Raw genomic sequence first — 22,520 nt, forward strand, 5'->3', positions numbered from 1 at the left:
AAGTGGGATAATTAGATTTATCAGTCTCTGGTAAAAAGTACCTAGGCTGTAAGGGTGGGCTAGGTACTTTTTATTGCTATATTATTGTACAGTGACGTTAATATAGTTGGTCACAAAAGGCGCTATTTCAATAGTACCTGTGGCATAAACATCTTTACTCACGTCCTTGCCTTCAATTTTAATATAATATTGACCGGCTGGGATGACAATGTCTGAATAATGGTTTGTACCAAAATGAATGGTATCACCTTTTACAAGCCACCCCTCAGGTGAGACCTCATATAAGTAGCCCCTACACTTTATATTTCCGATCCGAGGGTGCTTGCACTCATTAAATTTTAGCCTAGTTTTCCCATCAGGGTTTTTAGCGGTTTTAACAAACGCAAGTGAGCCATAGTTACGCGGAGTTTTCTCCGCGTGATGTGTCCATACTTTTTCCTTTTTAACTGAGTAGTCACTGCTCGAGCCACTACTATTTGCTGACACTACGGTGCCAGAGCTGCCAAAAATACCGTTGATAGCACCGTCTACACCATCATTAACCACGCGGTTTATATCGTTGCTTTTACATGCGGTTAGAGAGGCCATTGAAAGCGCAATAAGTGTAAGTCTTTTCATTATTTATCCTTGAAGTTCCATGAGTATCGCCACTGCTCACTTGCTTGCCCCTTGACTGTACAACTATTGCGTACATCACGGTGCTAGTCTGTGTGAGAGTATGAGCATTTAGCTCTAAAGTGTATTTATTCTTGTGATGCGGTTTTTTTCATTGTTAGTGATCTGACTTTTGAGTAACTGGTTTTTTTAATCAACTACTTAAGAGCTAATTTTGCTAAATTTACTGCCTACTTTCCAGTATGGGGGGCTTTAATTCACCAGATTACTCACTTAATCGACTAGACTGATATTCAACCACTCCTTATCCTAATCTCAATTCAATACCAGTCCTCTCCCTCAAATTGGGCGAATATACCCGATAATGCTTCCTGTTATACCAATTAGACTCAATACTTGTTCAATTTGAAGGAGTAAACCTGCCGCTAACAGCGTTAAAAGTTTCTTATTTAGAGCAACTAAATAGCAAAATTTTTGCCTCGCTATCGACAAAATTTTCTCGCCTTAAAATAGACCTCTTAATTAAGATAATTGGTATCATTTTTGATAAGAATCGCACAAAAGTTTACCGTGTGGTGAAAAAAAGTCCAACAAAAAGCGGATTATTTATTGGTTTAGGTCAATTTGCCAGCGGATCAAAAAGCTTAACTATCCGATCAATTTAAACAGTAATATGTTTGTCCAATTCAAGCTTATTGATTCCAGGAAATGGCTACTTTGGGGGAGTCGAATAACAAAGCCATGAGAAGTGGTATAAGGGGGAGCTGTTCATTACAATCCGCAGCGATGTCGACTTTAGCTCGTATAGTCCGATAACACTCCGTAGAGGATAGACAACTCAATTGGCTTTGGAATATGGGCGTTAAAACCAATTTTAAAGTATCGCTTTACATCTTCAACCATCACATTAGCAGTAAGAGCAATGACTGGAATCTTAATATCTAGCTTCCTTATCGCTTTAATCGCATCAACACCATCCATTACTGGCATATGTATGTCCATTAGTATTAGATGGAAAGAGTTTTCGCGGCAAGCTTTAACAGCAAGGTCACCATTTTCAACGACCGTAATAATTGCTCCCGTTTCTTTTAGCATGGTTTTCACTAATATCTGATTAATCGGGTTATCTTCAGCAATCAGGATCTCTAGGTTTTGTAAGTTTGGTGGCGTCAGCGCTTTTGTTTGTGTTACTTGTGATTGAGAGTTGGACTGTTCAAGCGGAAGTGTTACATCAACAGTGGTTCCTTTTCCTGCCTTGCTGGTTAGATTAATCGTGCCGTTCATAAGTTTGATCAAATTAACCGTGATAGACATACCTAATCCTGTACCACCGTATTGCCTAGTAGTAGAGGTATCTGCTTGAGAAAACCGCTCAAATATTCGCTTTTGGGTTTGCTCATCCATACCTATCCCTGAATCTTGGATACTTAGATGAATTGCCGCGTTGTTATTGTGTATAACGTTAGTTGCTGTGATAGACACTTTACCTTTGTGTGTAAACTTTACCGCATTTGATGCCAGGTTTAGTATTATCTGTTTGACTCGAACCAAATCACCAAGCCAACCATCTTTAAAGTGTTTATCAATGTTGACAACAAAGTCTACCCCTTTATTACTAATTAAAGCATCAAGATCATACTTAACAGAATCGAGAATATTGCGAATTGAAATCGGCGCGCTTTCTAGCTCTATTTTGTTAGACTCTATTTTTGAATAATCTAGGATGTCATTGATGATGGTTAGCAAGCTTTTTGCTGAAAATATCGCGTTAGTGAGTATTTTCTTTAAGTCACTGTCAAGGTTTGCATTTTCTAGTAACTGCAAGCCACCTAAAATCGCATTCATAGGGGTTCTGATCTCATGACTCATATTCGCTAAGAAATCACTTTTTGCTTTAGAAGAATGTTCAGCTGCTAGCCGTGCGGTTTCAGATACTTCGATGGCTTTGATTTTCTCTGTCACATCATAATTCACACCAATCACTTTAATGGGCAAGTTATCCTTATCGCGCATGATTTGGGCACTGGCTTTTATCGTTCTAATATCACCGTTTGGATGAACGACTCTAAACTCAGGTTCATATTCACCGGTACCATTGATAGCGTCTTGTAATTGTGCGCTGGCGAACTTGATATCATCTGGGTGAACAGCACTCTCCCACGCTTCATATACCTTTGAAAATTGTGCTTTTTGGATCCCATATAATTTAAACATCCAATCATCCCAAATCAGCTCATTGGTGAGTAAGTCCCACTCCCAAACCCCGATTTGGGCAGAGTTATTTGCAAGCTGCATTCTCAGTGCCAACGAGTCCGCTTGGTTTCTCGCTTTTTTGAGTTGTTTTTGCGCTTCAACTTGTGATGATATATTTTGGATAACTGACCAAATGAAGTTTTTGCCGTTACTATCTGCTACTTTAATGCCAGACAAGAGAACTGGAAATACTTGACCACTTTTGTGAATATATTCCTTTTGATACGGGCCGTAACGGCCAGTTTTTTGCAAATTATCGAGCTGTACCTGTTCTTGTGCCTTATATTTTTCGGGAGTGATTTTCCAATAGTCAGTATTGTTTAATTCCTCTACCGAGTAGCCCGTCATCTCACTAAATTCGTCATTAACATAATGGAAAATGCCATCGTCCATCGCGTTTACTGCGATCCCAATAGGTGCGGAGTTAACAAAGCGCTCGAATTTCATTTTTTCTGTCTGGTAGGCAGTTTTATACTGTTTAGCATCGGTACTGGCTTTATCTAATTTCTCTTTCGTTGCAATAAGTTCAGAGATATCTCTCACAGTAGCGAGCACTAAGCGTTTATCTTGTATGTGCACGGCAGTAAGGGAAACAGAGCAAGGGAATACCGTGCCATCAGTTTTACTGTGGTTCCAATGAAAAAGCTGTGCGCCATCTTGATAACACTTTTGTATAAAATAGGTGGCTAATTGTTTGGATGATGTGCCGCAAGGTTGATATGGAGGGGATATATCAGAAGGCGCAAGCTTTAAAAAGGTGTCCTTACTATCAATGCCATGTAAGTCTACGGCGGCTTGGTTACACTCCACAAACTTCCCTGAATCCAAATCAACAATAGACTGCGCGTCGCCTGAGGCGAGAAATAGCGATTTATATTTATCCCGTTCAAATGTGGTCGCCGCCAAGTGCGCTTTTAGCGTTTGTATTTCTTGTTCCAATTCCTGAGGGCTACGATTCATTCTTTATGTCCTAGCTTGCATCAATAAAAAAGCACTCAGATTGATGCCGCGTTACTTGGGGGTAAGTTCTTCTATTAATGTAGCAAATAAATACCAAACCTCACGAATAAATTACACTGAATAGGCGCTTCTCATTGATAACTGTGAGGGAGGAGGAGAGTTAAATTTTAGCAATTTATAATACCAACTAGTGTCAAACTTGCTCCTTCAGCTTGAGCAAGTATTTACGCTAATTGGTATCATTACAAAGCACAGGCCTGTCGGTGTTTAGATTTTCTTCGCGCTAGAATTAAGTCCTTGTAACATAATTTAATTTTTCTATTTTTCTATTTTTCTATTTTTCATTTAGCTTTCAAAAACAAAATTAAAGCGCATACAAAATATAAAATTAGTCACTCTGTAATGCTTCGATAGGATCCAGCTTTGAGGCTTTAATGGCGGGATATACACCGAATATTAAGCCAACTAATGCACAAATACTAAAAGAGAGCACAATTGCACTGAGAGACCAAGACACAGCCCAATTTGAATAAAATGCAATGATCTCTGAAAGCACAATGCCAAACACCACCCCGAGCAGCCCACCTAAGATTGAGATAGTAAAGCTCTCTGTAATAAACTGAACCTGAATATTTTTCTGAGTGGCACCTATTGCACGTAATAATCCGATTTCTTTAGTTCGTTCAAGTACAGTCGCGAGCATGATATTCATAATACCAATGCCACCGACAAGGAGGGATATACCGGCTACGCAAGACATCACCATATTAAAAATGGCCTGCGTTTGTTTTTGCTGAGCAAGCAAGGCAGCTGGTATGGTTAACTTATAGTCGTCAATGTCGCTATGGCGATTCATGAGAATGTTAGCAATAGCTTGAGATGCTAAAATTGGACTGTGAGATTTGTCGATGGCCAGTTTCAACTCAGTGATCTCTGGCTCCAGTAGCCCCTTATTAAAACGGTAAATAGCGGTTGTCAGAGGTACAAAAATACGACTTTGCTCACCACCTAATGCCACGCCCTGAAACTCCTTTTTATTTAGGTGTGGTGCTTGCAAAATACCAACAACTTCAAACCATAAATGATTTACTTTTACTTGTTGACCAACTGCGTCTCCTAAGGGAAAAAGCGTTTTTGCGGTATTTTCACCAAGTAACGCAACTTGCCTATATTCCTTGCTATCTTCTGCATTAAGTAGGCGACCATCCGCAAGCTCATAATGGGCAAGACTAAAATAGTTTGCAGTGACACCGGCAGCTTCACCTTCAAAGCTGCCGAACTCGCTATATATCTGATAGGTATCTACCAGTCGTTCAGCAGAAAAATCATTAACAAAGGGCAAAGCATCGACTATCACTTGGCCGTCTAATAAGTTAAGACCTTGCGAGTGTTTTCGTTGTTCTTTTAGGTCATTCTCTTCAATGTCTTTGGCGCTGACAATAACATTATTAATCCCCATGGAATCAATCATTTTAAGCGCTTCTCGTTCAGCACCTTCACCTATGTTTAACATAGCAATCACGGCGCCCACACCAAAAATCATACCGAGCAAGGTCAATAGGGTTCTGAGCTTATGCTGCTTTAATTGCACCATGGCGTCGGTAAATAACTCTACATATTTCATTACAATTCCTTATTCGCGACCAGTGCAATTTGTTGGTTAGGGGACAAACCTTCCAGTACTTCGGTGTGGCTTAGGTTGCTTTGCCCTAACTCCACTTTTACACGTTGAAACTGGCTACCGTCTTTCACTAGCACAAAAAACGCATTGTTGTCATTGATAATGCTATGTTTCGGCACAAGTAGTGCTTGTTTACGTTCTTGAACAAGCAATGTAGCGAGTACTTTATTGCCAGGTGTAAAGTGGCTTGGAGTTTCGTTGAGGCTAGCTATAACCTCATAGTATTTTTGTGGATCTCCACGGCGAATAGATTGTGGATAGGGCGATACTTTTGTGACTTTACCATCAAAGCGTTCATCACTATTGGAGAGTAAAGTAAACTTAACCGTTTGCCCAACCTCAAGGCCAAGCGCTTCTTTTTCATGAACAAAAAGCTTAGCTTGCAGAGACGAAATGTCTGGTAACCCGCCAATTTTTTGCCCTGGCCATAATGCTTGGCCTGCCTTTGGCTTCTCTCCACGCCAATCCGCGTTTAGGGTAAGTAAGCCGTCATGTGGCGCGATAACTTCGAGACTTTCCAAATTTGCGTTGTACATCGCAATTTTGCTTTCATGCTGTTTTGATTGCAGTTTCAGTAGCTCCATTTCTCCCAGTGCAGAGGAGGAAAATTGGTCTGTCTGCCACTCAAAATATGCTTCTTTTGCGTTGAGATACTCAACATTTTGTAGTTGATCTAAAATATCGAGCTTTGAGCGGATCCGTTCGTCATCTATTGAAAAGGTTTCGGCAAAGCGCTTCTCTTCACTGACAATGCTTTTGTCGCTATCTAAATGGGACTTTCTTGTCGTTAAGTCACTATCTGTCACGGTCATGTCTTGCGCTACTTTGCCTTTGTCGAATTCGCTAAAACGTTTTCGTCTTGCTAACTGGCTGCCATCGAAGCGTGCAATCACATCGCCTTTTTTCACCTGAGAATACTCCGGTACTATCCAAGCAAGTGTTTGCGCTCCTCTGGCTGAAGTTGGGGCAGATATCACGGTTTCGCTTGCTGCTTCTAGTTCGCCTTCGGCATCCACTGTTATCGAAAATGGTTTTGACTCAACAGTGTAGAGCAGTTGTGTTGGTTTATCCGATGCTTCTTGACAACCAAGCAACCAAATAGGGACAAGCAACGCGAGTAATTTTTTGCTCATAGCCTTACCTCCGTGCCTTGGCTAATGCCAGAAGAAACCACGGCAAGCGTCGGTGTTGTATGAGAAATTGTCACCTCTTTTTCACCGTAATTTGTGTTTAGCAGCACTTTGCCAGCACTTTGTTTTAAAGCGTTAAGCGGAACGGTTAAGGCGTTATCGAGTTGGGCCGTCACTATCTCTACACGAGCGCTTAATCCGGGCCTTAGCTTATCAGTATCGATTTTATCCAGTTCAATAATCGCATCAACAATGCGGCTTTTATCTTGATACGACTTCTCCCTGAAGGCCTTTCCTATTTCAACGAGTTTTCCACTTATGACATAACCGTCGGCACTGTCAATGGTCACTTTTACTGTTTGCCCTAATTTAATCCGCCCAAAATCGGCTTCCTTTATTTGCGCTTTTACTTGCATTTGTTCAATAACTGACAACTCGACCACAGGCTGGCCAAACTGCATGGACTCACCAACACTGGGTTTTTCACCTGCTCTATTTGCTCTATAAGCAACTAAGCCATTCATTGGTGCTTTAACTTTTAAACGCTCAATATCACGTTTTAGTGCTTTTACTTCAGCATCTGTTCGTGCAACTTTACTTTTTGCCAATTGGATACTCAGTTCTTTGTTGTCTAGATGAAAAGCAAGTTTGCTGCGGGCAAGCTCTAACTCATTAGTTGCAATGGTGAAGTCGATTTGCGCTTTTTTACGATCGTTGTCTGAGCGTGAGTTATCTATGATCTCTGCCCGTCGTTTTGCCTTATCGAAGTTCATCTGTGCTTCAGCCAGTGCAAGTTTGTATTCTTCTTCTTGCTCCTCGACTTGAGCTTGTTTATTTTCCAGTTCTTTTTGTGCTTGGCTAAGCTTCGAATTGTACTCCATCAGGCGATCTCTCACGCTCTGATCGTCAAACGAAACAACAACTTGGCCTTTTTGAACTGGGGTATTTTCAGGCATTAACTGTTTTATCTTGTATTGCCACATACGCTTGATTGAAGGAGGTGCTATCAACGCTCGGCTTTTTGATTCTAATTCACCATTCGCTTCTACTGTGATAGTGATTGTCTGTGACTTAACGATATGTGTATCGCTGGGAGCCTGGGTACAGCCAAGTAAATAGAGTGGAATGATAAATGCCAGTACCTTACTTTTCATTTTTCCTTCCTGGCAAAGTGATGCTTCCGCTCATGCCTGGTAGTAGTGGCAAATCGGTGTTGAATGTGAATTTAGCTCGGTAATACATACCTTGGCCCCAGTCTTGGCGTTTTTCAGGTTGTGTTGATAATTCTGTAAGTGTACTTGGCGTTGATGAGGGGCGAAATGCGTCAAACTTTAAATCAGCAGTTTGGCCTTCTTTGATACCAGCAGCATCCACTTCATGTATCCAAGCTTCTAAATACAGGCCCGCTGTAGAAGGGATCTCTGCTACTTTCCACCCTGGTTGTACGGTTGCACCTGCAAATAATTTGTTGCCATTCCACGGGTGATCCGCATACAGAATGGGGCCGCTGTTACTGGCCATTAGACTCATTTTTTCTAGCTGCTCTTGGTTGTGCGTGAGACTTGCTTCTAATCGCTTTATCTCCAGCCGCTGTTTCTGAGTATTTGCCTTTGCTTCAGTTTCGGCCTTGCTTAAACTGATTTCGGCTTTATGGTTTTCAATGATCGCTTTTTCTAACGTCAGCTGGTATTGCTCGTAGTCGTAGGTGCTGATATTGGCTTTTGGCACGCTTGCATCAATTTTGGCTCTTTCAACGAGCAAAATGGTTTTTTTCAACTGAAACTGGGCTTCGAGTATCTTTTGGGCGCCGTCTTGTTCAATTCGCTTGTATTCATCTTTTGCGGCATCAAGCGCGACTTTGTCTTGGTCGATTGAGGTAGCAATGGAGCCTGAATCGTAGACAACCACAACATCCCCTTTGTTGGCAACTTCCCCCTCGGGTAGCATCCATTGAACTTGCGTTTTCCAAGAGTCGCTCATTGGTGCGTGAAAGACTTGAGTTTCACCAGCCTTAATAACACCTGAGATAATAATTTGCTTGGCAAAAGCCTGCGAAGAGGTGAGCAGGGCTAAGCTTATAATATAACTGCGCATTGGCTATCCTCCACTTTCTCACCATCTTTCATTCTGATGATTCGTTCAGCATATTCGGCAATATCGTCTTCATGCGTTACCATCACAATGGTATGGCCTTGCTGGTGCAGCTGGCAAAGTAATTCCATGATTTCATGTGAAGTTTTACTATCTAGGTTACCAGTTGGCTCATCGGCAAAAATAACTTTAGGTTCATTGATAAGCGCACGAGCAATTGCAACACGCTGGCGTTGTCCTCCAGACATTTCGAAAGGTTTGTGATGTGCTCTGCTGTCAAGGCCCACTTTTTTTAACATAGCAAGCCCTCGACTTTTGGCCTCTGATGGTGAGGTATTGGTGTACCTCAGTGGTAAGATGACATTGTCCAGTGCAGTTAGTCGAGTGAGCAGATGAAATGTTTGAAAAATAAAGCCGATTTTCTGATTTCTAATTTGTGACAGCGCTTCATCTTCTACAGCTTGAATTTCTTGATCTGCCAGATAGTAAGCACCGGAAGTTGGAGAGTCTAAGCAGCCAAGTATATTCATTAGTGTGGACTTTCCAGAGCCAGAAGAGCCCATCACTGCGACAAATTCGCCTTCCATCACTTCAAGAGAAACGGATTTTAGTGCATGCACTTGCGTTTCTCCGCTTCCGTACACGCGACTTAAGTTTTCGACCCGAATCATTTTTATTTTAATCCTTTGTTTTTTTATTGGTTTTATAGTTGGTTTAGTGGTGTTAAACCTAGTCCCTAAATTCAGTGTAACAAGCCATTAACTCTGAGTAAATCTAGCAAACACAAAGCGAAGGGAGATAAGAACGGCTGACAGTTATAATATCAATTTGCTAAAGCAAGCTTTCTACTGTTAGGTTGTTAGCCAAGAAAGCCTAGGCGACAACATGACTTGTGCGCCTTGCTACTGCTTTGAAGGCAGACAAAAATTTAGCTACTGATCTGTTCAAAGCAGGTCTTAATTAACCTGAACTCGAGTTCAGGTTAATTAGCGTCATAGTAACTTTATAAAATTGCGTCGGCTTTCTGACAACTTGGTTTTAGTTAGGCTCCACCCAAAACGCACCAACTTCTTTTTTTACTACTTTGACTTCTGTTCCTGCGCTAATTGGCTGCTTACTTTTTAGTTGCCAAGCAATCCCTGAATAATTGTGGAATATTCGGCTGTCTGTGTTGAGATCCTTTTCTAATGTAAAAGTGAGCTCTGCAAAGTCGCTCTTTACCTCTTTGTTGTCGGTAACTTCTTGTATTCGTTTGAGTGGCTTCCATAAAAAAATAGCCAATAACGTTGTAACTAAAGCATTAAACCACAGTGCGGTAAGCCAAGTTTGCTCTAGCAACTCTGCATACATTAATCCACCACTTATGACTAAAGATAAGCCTAGAAAAAACAATACAAAAGTGGCAAAGCCTAGCACCGTCACTTCAATAATTAGGCAGGCGATCCCAACAACAATTAAAGCTTGAGCTAAATGTTCAAGTAAAAAGGCCATGAAGATCACCCTTGTTTTTTGTTCAACGAGTTGATAATCGACATGCCTTGGGCAACTAATGAGCTGGCATCGGTTCCATTATCAGGAAGTAAGACCACCGAAGACTCTTTAGCAATCGCTTCTTTTGCTGCAATTGCTTTTGTTGCTAAGTCGAGCTGGATCGCTTTTTGTCCTTCGTCAGTGTTTGCTGCTTCACCCACCTTTCTAAGTGCCTCTGCTTGAGCATCAGCGACGGCAATGATGGCTTTTGCTTCACCTTCTGCTCGTAAGATTTGCTCTGCTTTTTCTGCTTCAGCAGCCAGCACTTGTGCTTGTTTCTTACCTTCTGCAACATTGATAGCAGCCTGGCGGTCACCTTCCGACTCTAAAATTTGAGCGCGTTTTACACGTTCAGCTTTCATTTGCGCTTCCATTGCTTCCATTACCGAATTTGGCGGTACAATATCTTTGATCTCGTAGCGTAATACTTGGATCCCCCACGGATCAGATGCTGAATTAATGGCGGCGACAATATTGGTATTCAGTAGGTCTCGCTCTTCAAAGGTTTTGTCTAGTTCCATTTTGCCTAATTCACTTCGCATGGTGGTTTGCGCAAGTTGTGTTACCGCAAAAATATAGTCGTCCACACCGTAAGTTGCTTTGTAAGGGTCTAGCACTCTGAAGTAAAGCACGCCATCAACAATCAGTGAGATATTGTCTTTGGTGATAGCCGATTGCGAAGGTACATCAACAGCCTGCTCTTTTAAACTTCTATCAGCGGCAACGCGGTCAATAAATGGCAGGATAAAATTAAGACCAGCTTCTTTGGTAGATTGGTATTTACCGAAACGTTCAATAATCCACGCTCGGTTTTGTGGCACAAATTTGATACTCCCTTTAAGTACGACAACGACAAAAATCAGCAAAAATGCTTGAATAGTAAAAAGGTATTCAATGATAAATGTGACTAAATCCATGTAAGTTCTCCCGAGTCTATAAGTCCTAATAATTTCGTACTTTGCATATTAAGCTTAGTTGATTGGTATAGGTAACCTGAGCTTCAGATAGATGAAGTTTGAGTTATTCTTTGCATTAAATAACTTAAATTCTGGATAATCAACAACTTTATATTAATTTGCATGGATTGAGTCAGTTAATTTGTTACCTTGAGTCTAGGCGAATGTAGTCTATCGTGTATCTGGTTAGGAGACGGCTTTATTTATCAATAGGAAGCACATTTGGCAGCGTGGATGTGTGCTAGCATTTCTGTGGCTCAACGATGGTAATTGCTTGTATTTCCTCTTTATTACTCGGTGACCATGCGCGTTCACATGCTTGTTGTTTATCTAGCCAAACAAAGTCCGTATGCTCGTCTTTAGCAAGTTGAATAGGGGTGTTCGACGGCACCTGAACACTAAAAACATATTCGGTATTGAGTGTTACACCGGGTTCGTAGCGATGAAGCCACTGCGGCCTGATCTGGTATCGGTTGGTTTTATGGTGGGCATGTATCTCTATTCCAAGCGCTTTTGCGTCGATCCCTGTTTCTTCTTTGAGTTCTCTATAGGCAGTTTCAATTGGCAGCTCGTCATGATCTATACCTCCGGTAACCGATTGCCAAAAATCAGGGTCATCTGCTCTTTGTAGCAACAAAAATTGCTCAAGCTCATTATAAATCACAACTAAAACTGAAAAAGGTTTTCGTAACATAGGTACAGTTTATAGAGATTAAAAGTCTAGGTCTGAGTGTAGCGAGATGAACAGGGGGGAGCAACTAAAACGAGATGGCATTTTTGCAAAAAAAAGCAGGCCATCTGGCCTGCATAAAAACTCCAATAGCAACAAGCTGTGCCAAGGAAATCCCAATAATGCCAACGTCCTGGTTAGCAAGCTCTACTTCTCGGGAGTTCAATTGTGACTTTAGGCACGCCTAAGTACGCAGGTAAAAAGGTGCAGCCCCAAAGGAACGAAACCAATGCTAATGCAATGTTTATCTCTTGTAAACTAAAAATTGAAAAAAATAGTTTAAATGCCCTTTTTTTGTTCACTTTTAAATACTGAACTGTAAAAATATACTATCTAACCTAATCTCGTAACTAATTGTTATTTATGTGATTGATGAAATTTGTACCTGTAATTATTCAAAGGATGTTGCAATTTTGTATGTGGGTTCTATGTTAATGGTTTGTACAACATGTAACCTAGGAACAAAAATATGAAACTCACATCAGCCGCAATGACTGTGGCATTACTGACCTGTACTACGCTAGTTAACGCTGCTATCCCTTACCAAGATAAACACTACCAATTTACTCAACCAGATGGCGAGACTATTACGTTAATCTTGAATGGTAATAACTATTTTGCTCAGCAGCGCACAGTAGGAGGTAAATTAGTTGTCTATGATGATGCGCTGCGAGGTATGGCTTATGCGCAGTTATCGGCAGACGGCGAGGCGTTAATTTCCACCGGTGTTTTAGTCTCAAATCGCGCTAAGCAGGGAGTAAAAGTTCGTTAGTCGGAGGACTACCAGCAAGGGTTATCGTCAGCCATTATTGCAAAAAAAGTAAAAACTGCTCAGCAAAGCATGCTAGGGCTACTAAGTCACGATTTGGCTCACCGTCGACACGAAGAGCATAAAACCGAGCTTACACAGTTGAACACCTCAATTACAGGTAAAGTAAAAGGACTTACGATTATTATCGATTTCCCTGATGAACGCGGTACGATCACAAAAGCGCAGATTGAGCGCTTTTTGAATGACGAAAATTACTCTGAATTTGGCAATGCGCAATCTGTGCGGGGCTATTTTACGTCCGTGTCGGGCGGCAAACTAGACTATACCAATACGGTAACGGCGTACTACACAGCTAAAAATAATAAAGCATACTATGCTGACAGTTCGTTAAGCTCAACGGTTCGGTCACAAGAGTTAATTAAAGAAGCATTGAATTGGTTGGAGTTTAACCAAGGGTTCGACTTTCGCTCGTTGACAACCAACAGCAGCGGCCAGATCCGAGGCTTAAACATCTTCTATGCAGGCAACTCTGATAGTGCTTGGTCTAAAGGGTTATGGCCGCATATGGCAAGGTTAAGCCCACGTTTTTGTGCCGACGGTGTATGCACAGATCGGTATCAAATTACAGATATGGGTGATAGCTTAGCAATAGGCACCTTTGTACATGAGTCTGGGCATCTGATCACAAATTGGCCTGACTTATATGATTATGATGGGAGCTCGGAAGGTTCAGTAGCAAGTTTTGGGGTGATGGGTTTTGGTGCTATCGGTACGTCAAACCGTTTTGAACCTACACCGCCGGTTGCACACTTCAGAGCGCTTGCTGGATGGGATAACGTGATTGAACTAAACCCCGCGTTAAATAGTAATGCACCATCAGGGCAGCTAAGCCATATTTCAGGTTCGAATACCTCTTATAAATGGAGTAATCCCAATAACACCAATGAAGCGTTTTATATCGAAGCGATTCATCAATCAGGGCAGCATTCACAACAATTGGACTCGGGCCTGGCGATTTGGCATGTAGACCCAGCTGGGAACAACTCAAATGAATGGTATCCATATATACAGATGGAGCATGGCGATGCGAGCCGTGATCCAGAAAACGGTCGAAATCGTGGTGATAACGGTGACTTATTCAATGTAGCAGGGGAGTTTAGTGCTACTTTACCCAATGCGCTAGCGCAAAGAGGAACCAATGCCTTGTGGTGGAATGGTGATGATTCGGGCTTGCGGATCAGTAATATTTCAGATCCCGCTGCTGAGATCCGTTTTACCGTAAGTGCTACACTACCGCCTCCTCCTAAAGGAGATATTTATAGCGGATATTTGGCTGATAAAGAGCAAGCTATCCAGCCAAATGGTCGCTGGTTTCAATATAATGGCGGCGTGATAGACGCCGTACTCTCAGGGCCTGCAAGTGCTGATTTTGATTTAAAACTGGAAGCATGGAAAAATGGCCAATGGCAGCAGGTCGCTATCTCTGAGACTCCCTCGTCACAAGAAACCATACGTTATACCGCAAGCGCTGGCTATTATCGTATTATCATTTATTCCTACCGTGGAGCCGGGGATTACCGCTTAACCGTACAAAAATAGCTAAATAATACCAATTATCTTAATTAAGATAATTGGTACAAATAAAGGTATTGATAATAGGAGAACAGGATGGAAGCAACATATTGGCAAGACTTGTGGGTAAGTGGCCAAACCGGGTTTCATGAAGGGCAAGTTAATAGGATGCTTAACAAGTACTACCACTTACTCGATTTGAAAGTGGGGGAGCGAGTGCTAATACCACTTTGTGGTAAATCTATGGACATCACCCATTTCTTATCGCACGGCCAACATGTGGTTGGCGTAGAGCTATATGAAGGAGCCGTTGTAGCGCTATTTGAATCATTAAAGGTCAGTCCTCGTATTCACCAACAAGGTGCGTTTCGAGTATATCAAGCGCCAAACTTAACAATATTTGTCGGCGATTTTTTTGCTGTGAGTGCGCAGCTATTAGGGCGTATTGATGCAGTGTACGATCGCGCTGCATTAGTTGCCTTACCTGAGCCAATGCGGACTGATTATACAAAACACTTAGTATCGTTGACTAAAGAAGCTAAGCAACTTCTCATTTGTTTTGAATATGAGCAAGGTTTAATGTCTGGACCACCATTTGCTGTATCACCGGAAATGGTTGAGCGATATTATGGTGCCCACTACCACATCGAGCTTCAAGAACGCACGGTTCTTGAAGGAGGGTTAAAAGAAGTGAGCCACGCCTTTGAGAGTGTGTGGTTACTGAGTAGTTAATCCATTGTGTTAACATAAATATCACTAATTATTCTTACAATTGTCACCTTTTACTTATAGCGTATGACCAAATTTGCTACGGTAATCGTCCCTTTTTTGGGAGATTTACCGATATTCTGAGCCGATAGCTTTACATGTCGCTCCTCATTCAGAACAGATGGTCAGCAAATTTATGTTAATCCCTTTTAAAATAAGCATAGGTTTACAATGAATAAGATTAGTATTTTGTCAGCACTGACAGCGGCGCTCGTACTTTGTGGGTGTGATGACGACTCCGTCGAAGTAGTACAGGTAGAAAAGCCAGTCGTTACAACAAAAACCGAGGTGAAGGTAGTAGAGGTTCCTGTCATTGTTGAAGTATCTGCGGGCAGTGCTGACAACATACAAGTTGGTACACGACCAGACTTTCTGGTGCAAGATATGCAAAGCAGCCCACTGAAAACCAAGTTAGCCCAATGTGCTAACGGACCTTTTTACAAAACTGACTTTTCTATCGGGCACCGTGGAGCACCGATGCAGTTTCCTGAACATACCAAAGAGTCTTATATAGCAGCTGCAAAAATGGGTGCTGGCGTGCTGGAATGTGACGTAACCTTCACAAAAGACAAAGCGCTTGTGTGTCGCCACTCTCAATGTGATTTACATACTACAACCAATATTTTAGCCACTGAGCTTGGTAAGAAGTGCACAACACCGTTTGTACCCGCAGATCCCGCCAATGGCATTGCCGCGCAAGCAAAATGTTGTACCAGTGACATCACTCTTGCGGAGTTTATTACGCTGCAAGGTAAGATGGATGCAGCAAACCCAAATGCCACTACAGTAGATGAATATTTAAATGGTACCGCAAACTGGCGCACAGACTTATACGCAAGTCGAGGGACTTTGATGACACATGCGCAAAGCATTGAGTTATTCAAAAGCCTAGGTGTCAAAATGACACCTGAGCTAAAAGCACCCTCAGTATCGATGCCTTTTGATGGGTTTACACAAACTGACTATGCGCAAAAAATGATTAATGAGTACAAGACTGCCAACGTTGATCCCAAAGATGTTTTAGCACAGTCATTTAACCTAGAAGATGTACTTTACTGGATAAAAGAAGCGCCTGAGTTTGGCACGCAAGCGGTGTATCTTGACGATAGATATGAGGCACAATCGGTTGCTGCGGAAGCAATGCTCTCATCTGAACAAATAATACATAGCCCCGAGCTATTATCACCAACCATGCAGGAGCTTGCGGCTGATGGTGTGAAAATTATTGCGCCACCACTTTGGATGTTATTGACAGAAGAAAATGGAAAAATCGTACCTTCAGCATATGCCAATGCAGCCAAAGCAGCAGGACTTGGCATAATAACATGGACATTAGAGCGTTCAGGTCACTTAGCCAATGGTGGCGGCTGGTATTACCAAAGCATTAACGGCAGCCTAGCGGGTGAAACGATGATAAACAACGATGGCGATACATTCGAAGTATTAGATGTGTTGGCAAAAGAAGTCGGTGTGTTAGGTGTGTTTTCAGATTGGCCGGCAACAACGACTTACTATGCCAGCTGCATGGGTATGCCTGCGAGTATTTGATAGTTTACGGTCAATTTTCGCTGCAAATAGTTAACACCTTGCCGCCGCTAGTTTTAGCGCTAGCGGCATAAACTTTCCCAGCCCTCGGGCTACGAACAACTTGGTAGCTCGTCGAATGGAGATTTAAATTAGGCTACGCATGAATTGGCAGCCTATCAAATAGACACATAAAAACACACTACGAATAGCTTGGTAATCCGTCAAACAAAGACTGAAAATAAGCTGCAATAGATTGTGTTTTATTGTCGACAGTGTCTAGCGCCTGATAAAACTGCTCGAGTAGTGTCGAAACATACAGGCGTTGTGCTGTTAACTGTGCATCTAAAGCCTGTAACTTTAACTCTGCCTTGAGTTTTTCTTGCTCGGAAGCAGGTGTTTTAAGCTTATTTAATTCATCAATATAAGCCGCTTGGATTTTTGTCTCAAAGTCATTATATTTTTCATCAATTGCATCTAACCAAGTTTTGCCTGCCGACTTTTCTTCATCCATTAGTGCAAATAGCTTTTCGCTTATTTCCGGCTTCGCATATGCTTTTGTATACAGCGCTTGTATTAAATTTCCTTTTAATGAAACAAAGTGCGTTGCAAATGGCATGGCTACCGTGTCTTGGCTTGAAGACTGAGAAGCCGCGCCAACATTAGCCAGCTTATCAAATGTAAATTGTTCTGGGTTTGTGCCTTTGAGAATTTCTTCAATGTGCCGGCTTTTGTATAACGTTTTAGCCATCATATCCAGACCTGGATTCTCTACTTTTTCGATAGCTGACTCAGCAGCTTCCAGACCAGTTAAAATATTGCAGGCTCCATGGTATTCAATAGCATCAGCAATCGCGGCTTGTAATGTATATACGGTTGTATCTTCATTATGTTTAGCTTGTAATTTTTTGCGTAACTCATTGCGCCGAGAGGTAATACCTTTTGTGATTACTTGCGCGGCCTGACTGGCAAGGTAAGCTTGGTTAAACTCAGCACGAATACCACTGCTTATACCGGCAAGACCCGATAAAATGCGATTTCCAACTTGGTTAGTAAAAAGTGCGCCTGCACCACCAAGTACAGTGGTTAATGTGCCCAACCAAAAGTTATTTCGTGACTCTGAGCGTTTCAAATACATTTTATACACGTTACAGCGCTGCTCTGATGCCGCGATAATACGATCTTGTAATTCATTTCTGATTTTTTTTTGTGCTTTTGGTTGCTTCTGAGTGTAAAGCTCAAAAGCGTAATCTAGTCTCGCCCGAGCGAGGATACAAGATTTGCTACTTGGATCACTGTCTGGTTCACAAAATAATTTTTTGCTGGTAATGACAGTTTTATGTTTGCCCTTTGGAGGGGTTTGAGACCCCTGACTAATTTCATAGCCTAACACCATATAACCGTTATCTGTTTCCCACTTTTGCAGTTGTGTGTCGTTGGCAATTTGCCGTGCCAAGTCGATGGTAACAAACTCTCCATGAGGAAATAGCTGTGATGCACCAGCCATATTTACTCTATTGTCCCCTGTATGAGAATACTCTGGGTTACCGCTACAGCCAGCAAGAAGTATTGAACATACCAAAATGGAATGTTTCATTGGATATTCCTTATTTTTATTATGTTGTTAGCTGTCCTTATACTGCATGACTAAAGACGAGAAAGTCGAAATAGACTAGTTTGTAACTTTAGTGAATTACTTGTAAATTTCAAGTTTTAGAATAATCGTAACTTACTACGGCTGGGGGCGGCGCACTAAAAACGTTCACAGACGGATAAACCTCAAACACCACCCATTGGATAATTCTTCAAATGCCACCACCGGTAGGAGCCGTTTTACACGGCGATTTTTCAACAAGAATGCGGGGTAAACCCGCTCCCACCACATAACATGACCACTGAGTAACTCTTCGAATACCCCACCGGTAGGAGCCGCTTTACATGGCGATCTTTTCAACAAGAACGCGGGGTAAACTCACCCCCAACACATAACATGACCACTGGATAATTCTTCAAATGCCACCACTGGTGGGAGCCGTTTTACACGGCGATCTTTTTAATAAGAATACGGGGTAAACTCACCCCGACACATAACATGACCACTGGGTAACTCTTCGAATACCCCACCGGTAGGATCCGTTTTACACGGCGATCCTTCAACAAGAATGCGAGATAAACTTGCCCCAACACATAACATGACCACTGGATAACTCCTCAAATGCCACCACTGGTAGGAGCCGTTTTACACGGCGATTTTTCAACAAGAACGCGGGGTAAATCCGCTCCCACAGCATATCATTACCACTGGGTAACTCTTCGAATACCACCGCTGGTGGGAGCCGCTTTGCACGGCGATTTTTCAACAATATCGCGGGGTAAACCCGCTCCTACAGCATATCATTTCAACTGGGTAACTCTTCGAATACCCCACCGGTAGGAGCCGCTTTACGCGGCGATCTTTTCAACAAGAACGCGGGGTAAATCCGCTCCCACAGCATATCATTACCACTGGGTAACTCTTCGAATACCACCGCTGGTGGGAGCCGTTTTACACGGCGATTTTTCAACAATATCGCGGGGTAAACCCGCTCCTACAGCATATCATTACCACTGGGTAACTCTTCGAATACCCCACAGGTAGGAGCAGCTATACGCGGCGATCTTTCAACAAGAATGCGAGATAAACTTGCCCCAACACATAACATGACCACTGGGTAACTCTTCGAATATCCCACCGGTGGGAGCCGCTTTACGCGGCGATCTTTTCAACAAGAATGCGGGGTAAACCCGCTCCTACAGCATATCATTACCACTGGGTAACTCTTCGAATACCCCACCGGTAGGAGCAGCTTTACGCGGCGATCTTTTCAACAAGAACGCGGGGTAAACTCACCCCCAACACGTAACATGACCACTGGATAATTCTTTAAATGCCACCACCGGTAGGAGCCGCTTTACGCGGCGATCTTTCCAACAAGAACGCGGGGTAAACTCACCCCCAACACATATCATTTCCACTGGATAATTCTTTAAATGCCACGGCTGGTAGGAGCCGCTTTACGCGGCGATTTTTCAACAATATCGCGGGGTAAACCCGCTCCTACAGCATATCATTACCACTGGGTAATTCTTTAAATGCCACGGCTGGTGGGAGCCGTTTTACACGGCGATCTATTCAACAAGGCTCAAACATCAACCTCAATCCAACGCGGTCAACGCACGATAGGTATCATAAGCAAACTGGTCAGTCATGCCGCTGATAAAGTCCTGAATAAGGCGGCAGCGATAATAAAACTCAAAAATCGGCTCTGCTTGTTCAGCTTCACTAAGCTGCGCTATGGTCTCGCGGTATACCGCAACATATTTTTTGGAAATCCGATTAATCAATCGCGACTCTATCGCAAAACTATGCTCGCCATTTAATGCAGCGTGAAAATCATCGGAATCTAAATCAAGCACCCGCTGATATTCGTTTAATATACTGCTGGTGATCTTATAACCTTGAAGCTCCAACTGCTCGACTTCTTTGTTCGAAAACACCTTGTTGATTGCCACCGTTTTCAGCGACTTTACAATAGCATGAAGATGGCTGTTATCTTCCAATAACGAAGCGTTAAAACTCCCCTCGTAGATCGCTTCAATATTATCGATAAAACGCGTTTTGGCATGTTCAGCAAGCGGGTGCAACAACCCCACGCGGAGCCAAATAAAAAACTCATTATCAAAATTTGCCATATGCTTACTGGCTTTATCATTGGCGTAGTGGAGCTTTTTGCTCATTAGCTCCAAGTGTTTATCATCAGTAATACCAAACCCTGCGGCGATATTTTGATATTCCTCTATTAAACAGCCCGTTAACTCATCTACGCAAATAATGCCTTTTTCTACAGCGTCTTCCATATCAGCAAGGCAATAAGCAATGTCGTCAGCCGCTTCCATGATGTAAGCTACAGGGTGGCGATTACCTACTTGGATCTGCAGTTTGTCGCACAGCTCACTGACAAACCCACTTTCACTAAAGTAATATCCAACTTTTTTTTGTAGATAAGACTTGTCAGTAGCCACAGTTGATTTAGGTGTAGTTGCGCAGCGGGTATATTTCATCACAGTAGCACACTGTGAATAGGTAAGATTAAGGCGAGAAAGCGTATGAATAACGCGAATAGCTTGGGCGTTACCCTCAAAACTACAAATATCGAGCAGTAACTCCATTTCTTGATTTAATACCGCCAAGTCCGACGCTTTGCTCTTATTTGAACCATATCTGAGTGCCGCCTGAGTACTTTTTGCAAACCGTCGATGTTGACTCAAATAACGCTTGAACCAATCATTGATAGCGGCCTCGCCAAAGTGACCAAATGCAGGGTTACCAATATCGTGCATCAAGCAGGCCATTTCAGACAGAGTGACCAAACACTCAGACAAATCCACTAGCTGGCCGTTTTTATCTTCATATTGCAGCAAATCTTGCTTACCTTGCAGCCCCAGCGCATCAACAATTTTTTTAGCAATGTAACGGCCGTTTTGTTGCACCTCCAGCGAGTGCGTTAAGCGCGAGCGCACCGCCGCATTACGCTCAAGCGGAAATACCTGAGTTTTTTGTTGCAACCGCCTAAGTGCAGCACTGTTGATAATACGCCCACGGTCGCTCTCAAGACTACTCGCCTCGCTGCCACCGGTATTGTAAGAACGCTCGTTTGTTATTTTATTTTTGAAGTGCATGCGACTTTCCTGTTGAGACCCAAGCTACATTTCCAATGTAGGTGAATGTGTAAAAGTTGTAAACCGTAGCGACACTTCGCTTAGCCAGGCTACAAGCAAGCCCTCATACAAGACAAGCTTGCGCAGTACCTCTGAACTGAAGTAACCGCAGGATAAACACAACAAATACCAATAGAATCAGCAAATCGATAAAAATGGCTGTAATGTACTGTAATAGGCTAGTTCATCTATATTTGTTATTTTTACCAGTTTAAATTAAATCTGGCTTGAATGGGTTAGCAAAATATATCTAACACTTTTGTGACAAAAGCATCGAAATTTGACGCAAATCACTACAAAACGTATGGATTTTCGGGTTTAATACTCTCAGCATTCGTTTACATCTAATTTCAAATGAATACTTACAGCGGTTAAGGATAAAGTAACCGCTCACGAACAGGATCTTTATGTGTTTGAGCGTTTATCTAACCATTTAGATTAGTAATATCAGCTTTACTGTGGCATCACATTGGTAATGGACAGCAAATGTGAGCTGACGGAGTTTCAATGGTGACATGGAAATCATACTTTTCGTCATTTACACTGCGCCACTAAATGAAGTTATGTTAGGTAAAAAATGTCCAAAATTACGCTCGCTTATTACGATCAACACGCAGAAGAATTTGCAAACTCAACACTCAATGTGGACATGCAACCGCTTTATCGGGAGTTTCTTCCTGAATTACCAAAGCGTGAGAAACGTCATATCCATATTTTTGACGCAGGCTGTGGCAGTGGCCGCGACGCGGTAGCGTTTAAGCAACTTGGCTTTGAAGTCAGCGCAATGGATGCGTGCGAAAAGCTAGTGAAGATTGCCGCTACACAACTAGGCCAGCAAGTGAGGCACCAATTCTTTGAAGAGATACAAGATATTGCTGCTTTTGATGGTATCTGGGCCTGTGCCAGTCTTTTACATGTCGCAGAGCAAGATCTATCCAATGTTTTTGTGAAGTTACAAGACGCGCTTAAATCTCATGGCGTGTTGTATGTTTCGTTCAAATATGGTGCTGGTGAACGAGAGCACAATGGTCGCAGATTTACAGATCTCAATGAAGAGGGGTTATCAAAAGTTATCGCAGCATGTCCAAACCTCAACATCATTAAGCTATGGGTGACGGAAGATAGAAGACCCAACCGAGATAATGAGCTTTGGTTAAACGCTCTACTTAGGAAGAATTAA

The 22,520-nt window shown here is 42.3% G+C and carries 18 protein-coding genes; 5 read left to right on the forward strand and 13 right to left on the reverse strand.

The annotated features are described in order from the left end of the window. Nucleotides 1-81: 81 nt before the first annotated feature. From HUZ36_RS03945 to nudB, 10 genes are all read right to left on the reverse strand, one after another. Nucleotides 82-618: a hypothetical protein gene (locus tag HUZ36_RS03945; RefSeq protein ID WP_147390062.1), complete on the reverse strand. Its 537-nt coding sequence runs from the start codon at nucleotides 616-618 to the stop codon at nucleotides 82-84. A gap of 792 nt (nucleotides 619-1,410) precedes the next feature. Next, nucleotides 1,411-3,828, reverse strand: coding sequence for a PAS domain-containing hybrid sensor histidine kinase/response regulator (locus HUZ36_RS03950; protein ID WP_176032052.1), 2,418 nt, complete (start codon nucleotides 3,826-3,828; stop codon nucleotides 1,411-1,413). A 388-nt stretch (nucleotides 3,829-4,216) separates the two neighbouring features. Next, entirely contained in the window at nucleotides 4,217-5,452 is a 1,236-nt protein-coding gene (locus HUZ36_RS03955) for an ABC transporter permease (protein WP_128732391.1), read from the reverse strand. Beyond that, complete coding sequence (locus HUZ36_RS03960) at nucleotides 5,452-6,642, reverse strand: efflux RND transporter periplasmic adaptor subunit (RefSeq protein ID WP_176032053.1); 1,191 nt, start codon at nucleotides 6,640-6,642, stop codon at nucleotides 5,452-5,454. The genes HUZ36_RS03955 and HUZ36_RS03960 overlap by 1 nt, the downstream gene beginning before the upstream one ends. Then, a complete protein-coding gene (locus tag HUZ36_RS03965; RefSeq protein WP_128732393.1) occupies nucleotides 6,639-7,793 on the reverse strand; it encodes an efflux RND transporter periplasmic adaptor subunit in 1,155 nt (384 codons plus the stop codon). Before HUZ36_RS03965 ends, HUZ36_RS03960 begins: the two co-directional genes overlap by 4 nt. After that, on the reverse strand, nucleotides 7,783-8,733 hold the full coding sequence (locus HUZ36_RS03970; RefSeq protein ID WP_176032054.1) for an HlyD family secretion protein: 951 nt from the start codon (nucleotides 8,731-8,733) through the stop codon (nucleotides 7,783-7,785). The genes HUZ36_RS03965 and HUZ36_RS03970 overlap by 11 nt, the downstream gene beginning before the upstream one ends. Next, nucleotides 8,715-9,401, reverse strand: a complete 687-nt coding sequence (locus tag HUZ36_RS03975; protein WP_125251689.1) for an ABC transporter ATP-binding protein — start codon at nucleotides 9,399-9,401, stop codon at nucleotides 8,715-8,717. Before HUZ36_RS03975 ends, HUZ36_RS03970 begins: the two co-directional genes overlap by 19 nt. A gap of 367 nt (nucleotides 9,402-9,768) precedes the next feature. After that, complete coding sequence (locus HUZ36_RS03980; RefSeq protein ID WP_176032055.1) at nucleotides 9,769-10,221, reverse strand: NfeD family protein; 453 nt, start codon at nucleotides 10,219-10,221, stop codon at nucleotides 9,769-9,771. Nucleotides 10,222-10,226: 5 nt separating this feature from the next. Further along, nucleotides 10,227-11,177, reverse strand: a complete 951-nt coding sequence (locus HUZ36_RS03985) for an SPFH domain-containing protein (RefSeq protein ID WP_125251687.1) — start codon at nucleotides 11,175-11,177, stop codon at nucleotides 10,227-10,229. Between the two features lie 280 nt (nucleotides 11,178-11,457). Then, nucleotides 11,458-11,910 (reverse strand): dihydroneopterin triphosphate diphosphatase, encoded by a 453-nt coding sequence (gene nudB / locus HUZ36_RS03990; RefSeq protein WP_125251686.1) that lies wholly within the window; start codon nucleotides 11,908-11,910, stop codon nucleotides 11,458-11,460. Nucleotides 11,911-12,415: 505 nt separating this feature from the next. Here nudB and HUZ36_RS21660 point away from each other — a divergent pair. The 4 genes from HUZ36_RS21660 (at nucleotide 12,416) to HUZ36_RS04005 (ending at nucleotide 16,606) form a co-directional block, all read left to right on the forward strand. Then, nucleotides 12,416-12,718 carry a hypothetical protein gene (locus HUZ36_RS21660; RefSeq protein WP_254879461.1) on the forward strand — a complete coding sequence of 101 codons (303 nt, stop codon included), beginning with the start codon at nucleotides 12,416-12,418 and terminating at the stop codon, nucleotides 12,716-12,718. A 69-nt stretch (nucleotides 12,719-12,787) separates the two neighbouring features. After that, the gene (locus tag HUZ36_RS03995) at nucleotides 12,788-14,317 is read left to right on the forward strand and encodes a M6 family metalloprotease domain-containing protein (protein WP_254879462.1); all 1,530 of its coding nucleotides are present in this window, start codon (nucleotides 12,788-12,790) and stop codon (nucleotides 14,315-14,317) included. 69 nt (nucleotides 14,318-14,386) lie between these two features. Then, nucleotides 14,387-15,022 carry a thiopurine S-methyltransferase gene (tmpT, locus tag HUZ36_RS04000; protein ID WP_176032056.1) on the forward strand — a complete coding sequence of 212 codons (636 nt, stop codon included), beginning with the start codon at nucleotides 14,387-14,389 and terminating at the stop codon, nucleotides 15,020-15,022. Between the two features lie 207 nt (nucleotides 15,023-15,229). Continuing rightward, a complete protein-coding gene (locus HUZ36_RS04005) occupies nucleotides 15,230-16,606 on the forward strand; it encodes a glycerophosphodiester phosphodiesterase family protein (RefSeq protein WP_176032057.1) in 1,377 nt (458 codons plus the stop codon). Between the two features lie 178 nt (nucleotides 16,607-16,784). Here HUZ36_RS04005 and HUZ36_RS04010 read toward each other — a convergent pair whose 3' ends face one another. The 3 genes from HUZ36_RS04010 to dgt form a co-directional block, all read right to left on the reverse strand. Then, nucleotides 16,785-18,179 carry a hypothetical protein gene (locus HUZ36_RS04010; protein ID WP_176032058.1) on the reverse strand — a complete coding sequence of 465 codons (1,395 nt, stop codon included), beginning with the start codon at nucleotides 18,177-18,179 and terminating at the stop codon, nucleotides 16,785-16,787. A gap of 456 nt (nucleotides 18,180-18,635) precedes the next feature. Then, nucleotides 18,636-18,782 carry a hypothetical protein gene (locus tag HUZ36_RS04015; RefSeq protein WP_176032059.1) on the reverse strand — a complete coding sequence of 49 codons (147 nt, stop codon included), beginning with the start codon at nucleotides 18,780-18,782 and terminating at the stop codon, nucleotides 18,636-18,638. A gap of 995 nt (nucleotides 18,783-19,777) precedes the next feature. Further along, nucleotides 19,778-21,301, reverse strand: a complete 1,524-nt coding sequence (dgt, locus tag HUZ36_RS04020) for a dGTPase (protein WP_176032060.1) — start codon at nucleotides 21,299-21,301, stop codon at nucleotides 19,778-19,780. Nucleotides 21,302-21,917: 616 nt separating this feature from the next. Between dgt and HUZ36_RS04025 the strand changes: the two genes are divergently transcribed. Next, nucleotides 21,918-22,520, forward strand: coding sequence for a class I SAM-dependent methyltransferase (locus HUZ36_RS04025; RefSeq protein WP_176032061.1), 603 nt, complete (start codon nucleotides 21,918-21,920; stop codon nucleotides 22,518-22,520).

This window comes from Pseudoalteromonas sp. McH1-7 (assembly GCF_013366255.1).
Taxonomy (GTDB): domain Bacteria; phylum Pseudomonadota; class Gammaproteobacteria; order Enterobacterales; family Alteromonadaceae; genus Pseudoalteromonas; species Pseudoalteromonas peptidolytica.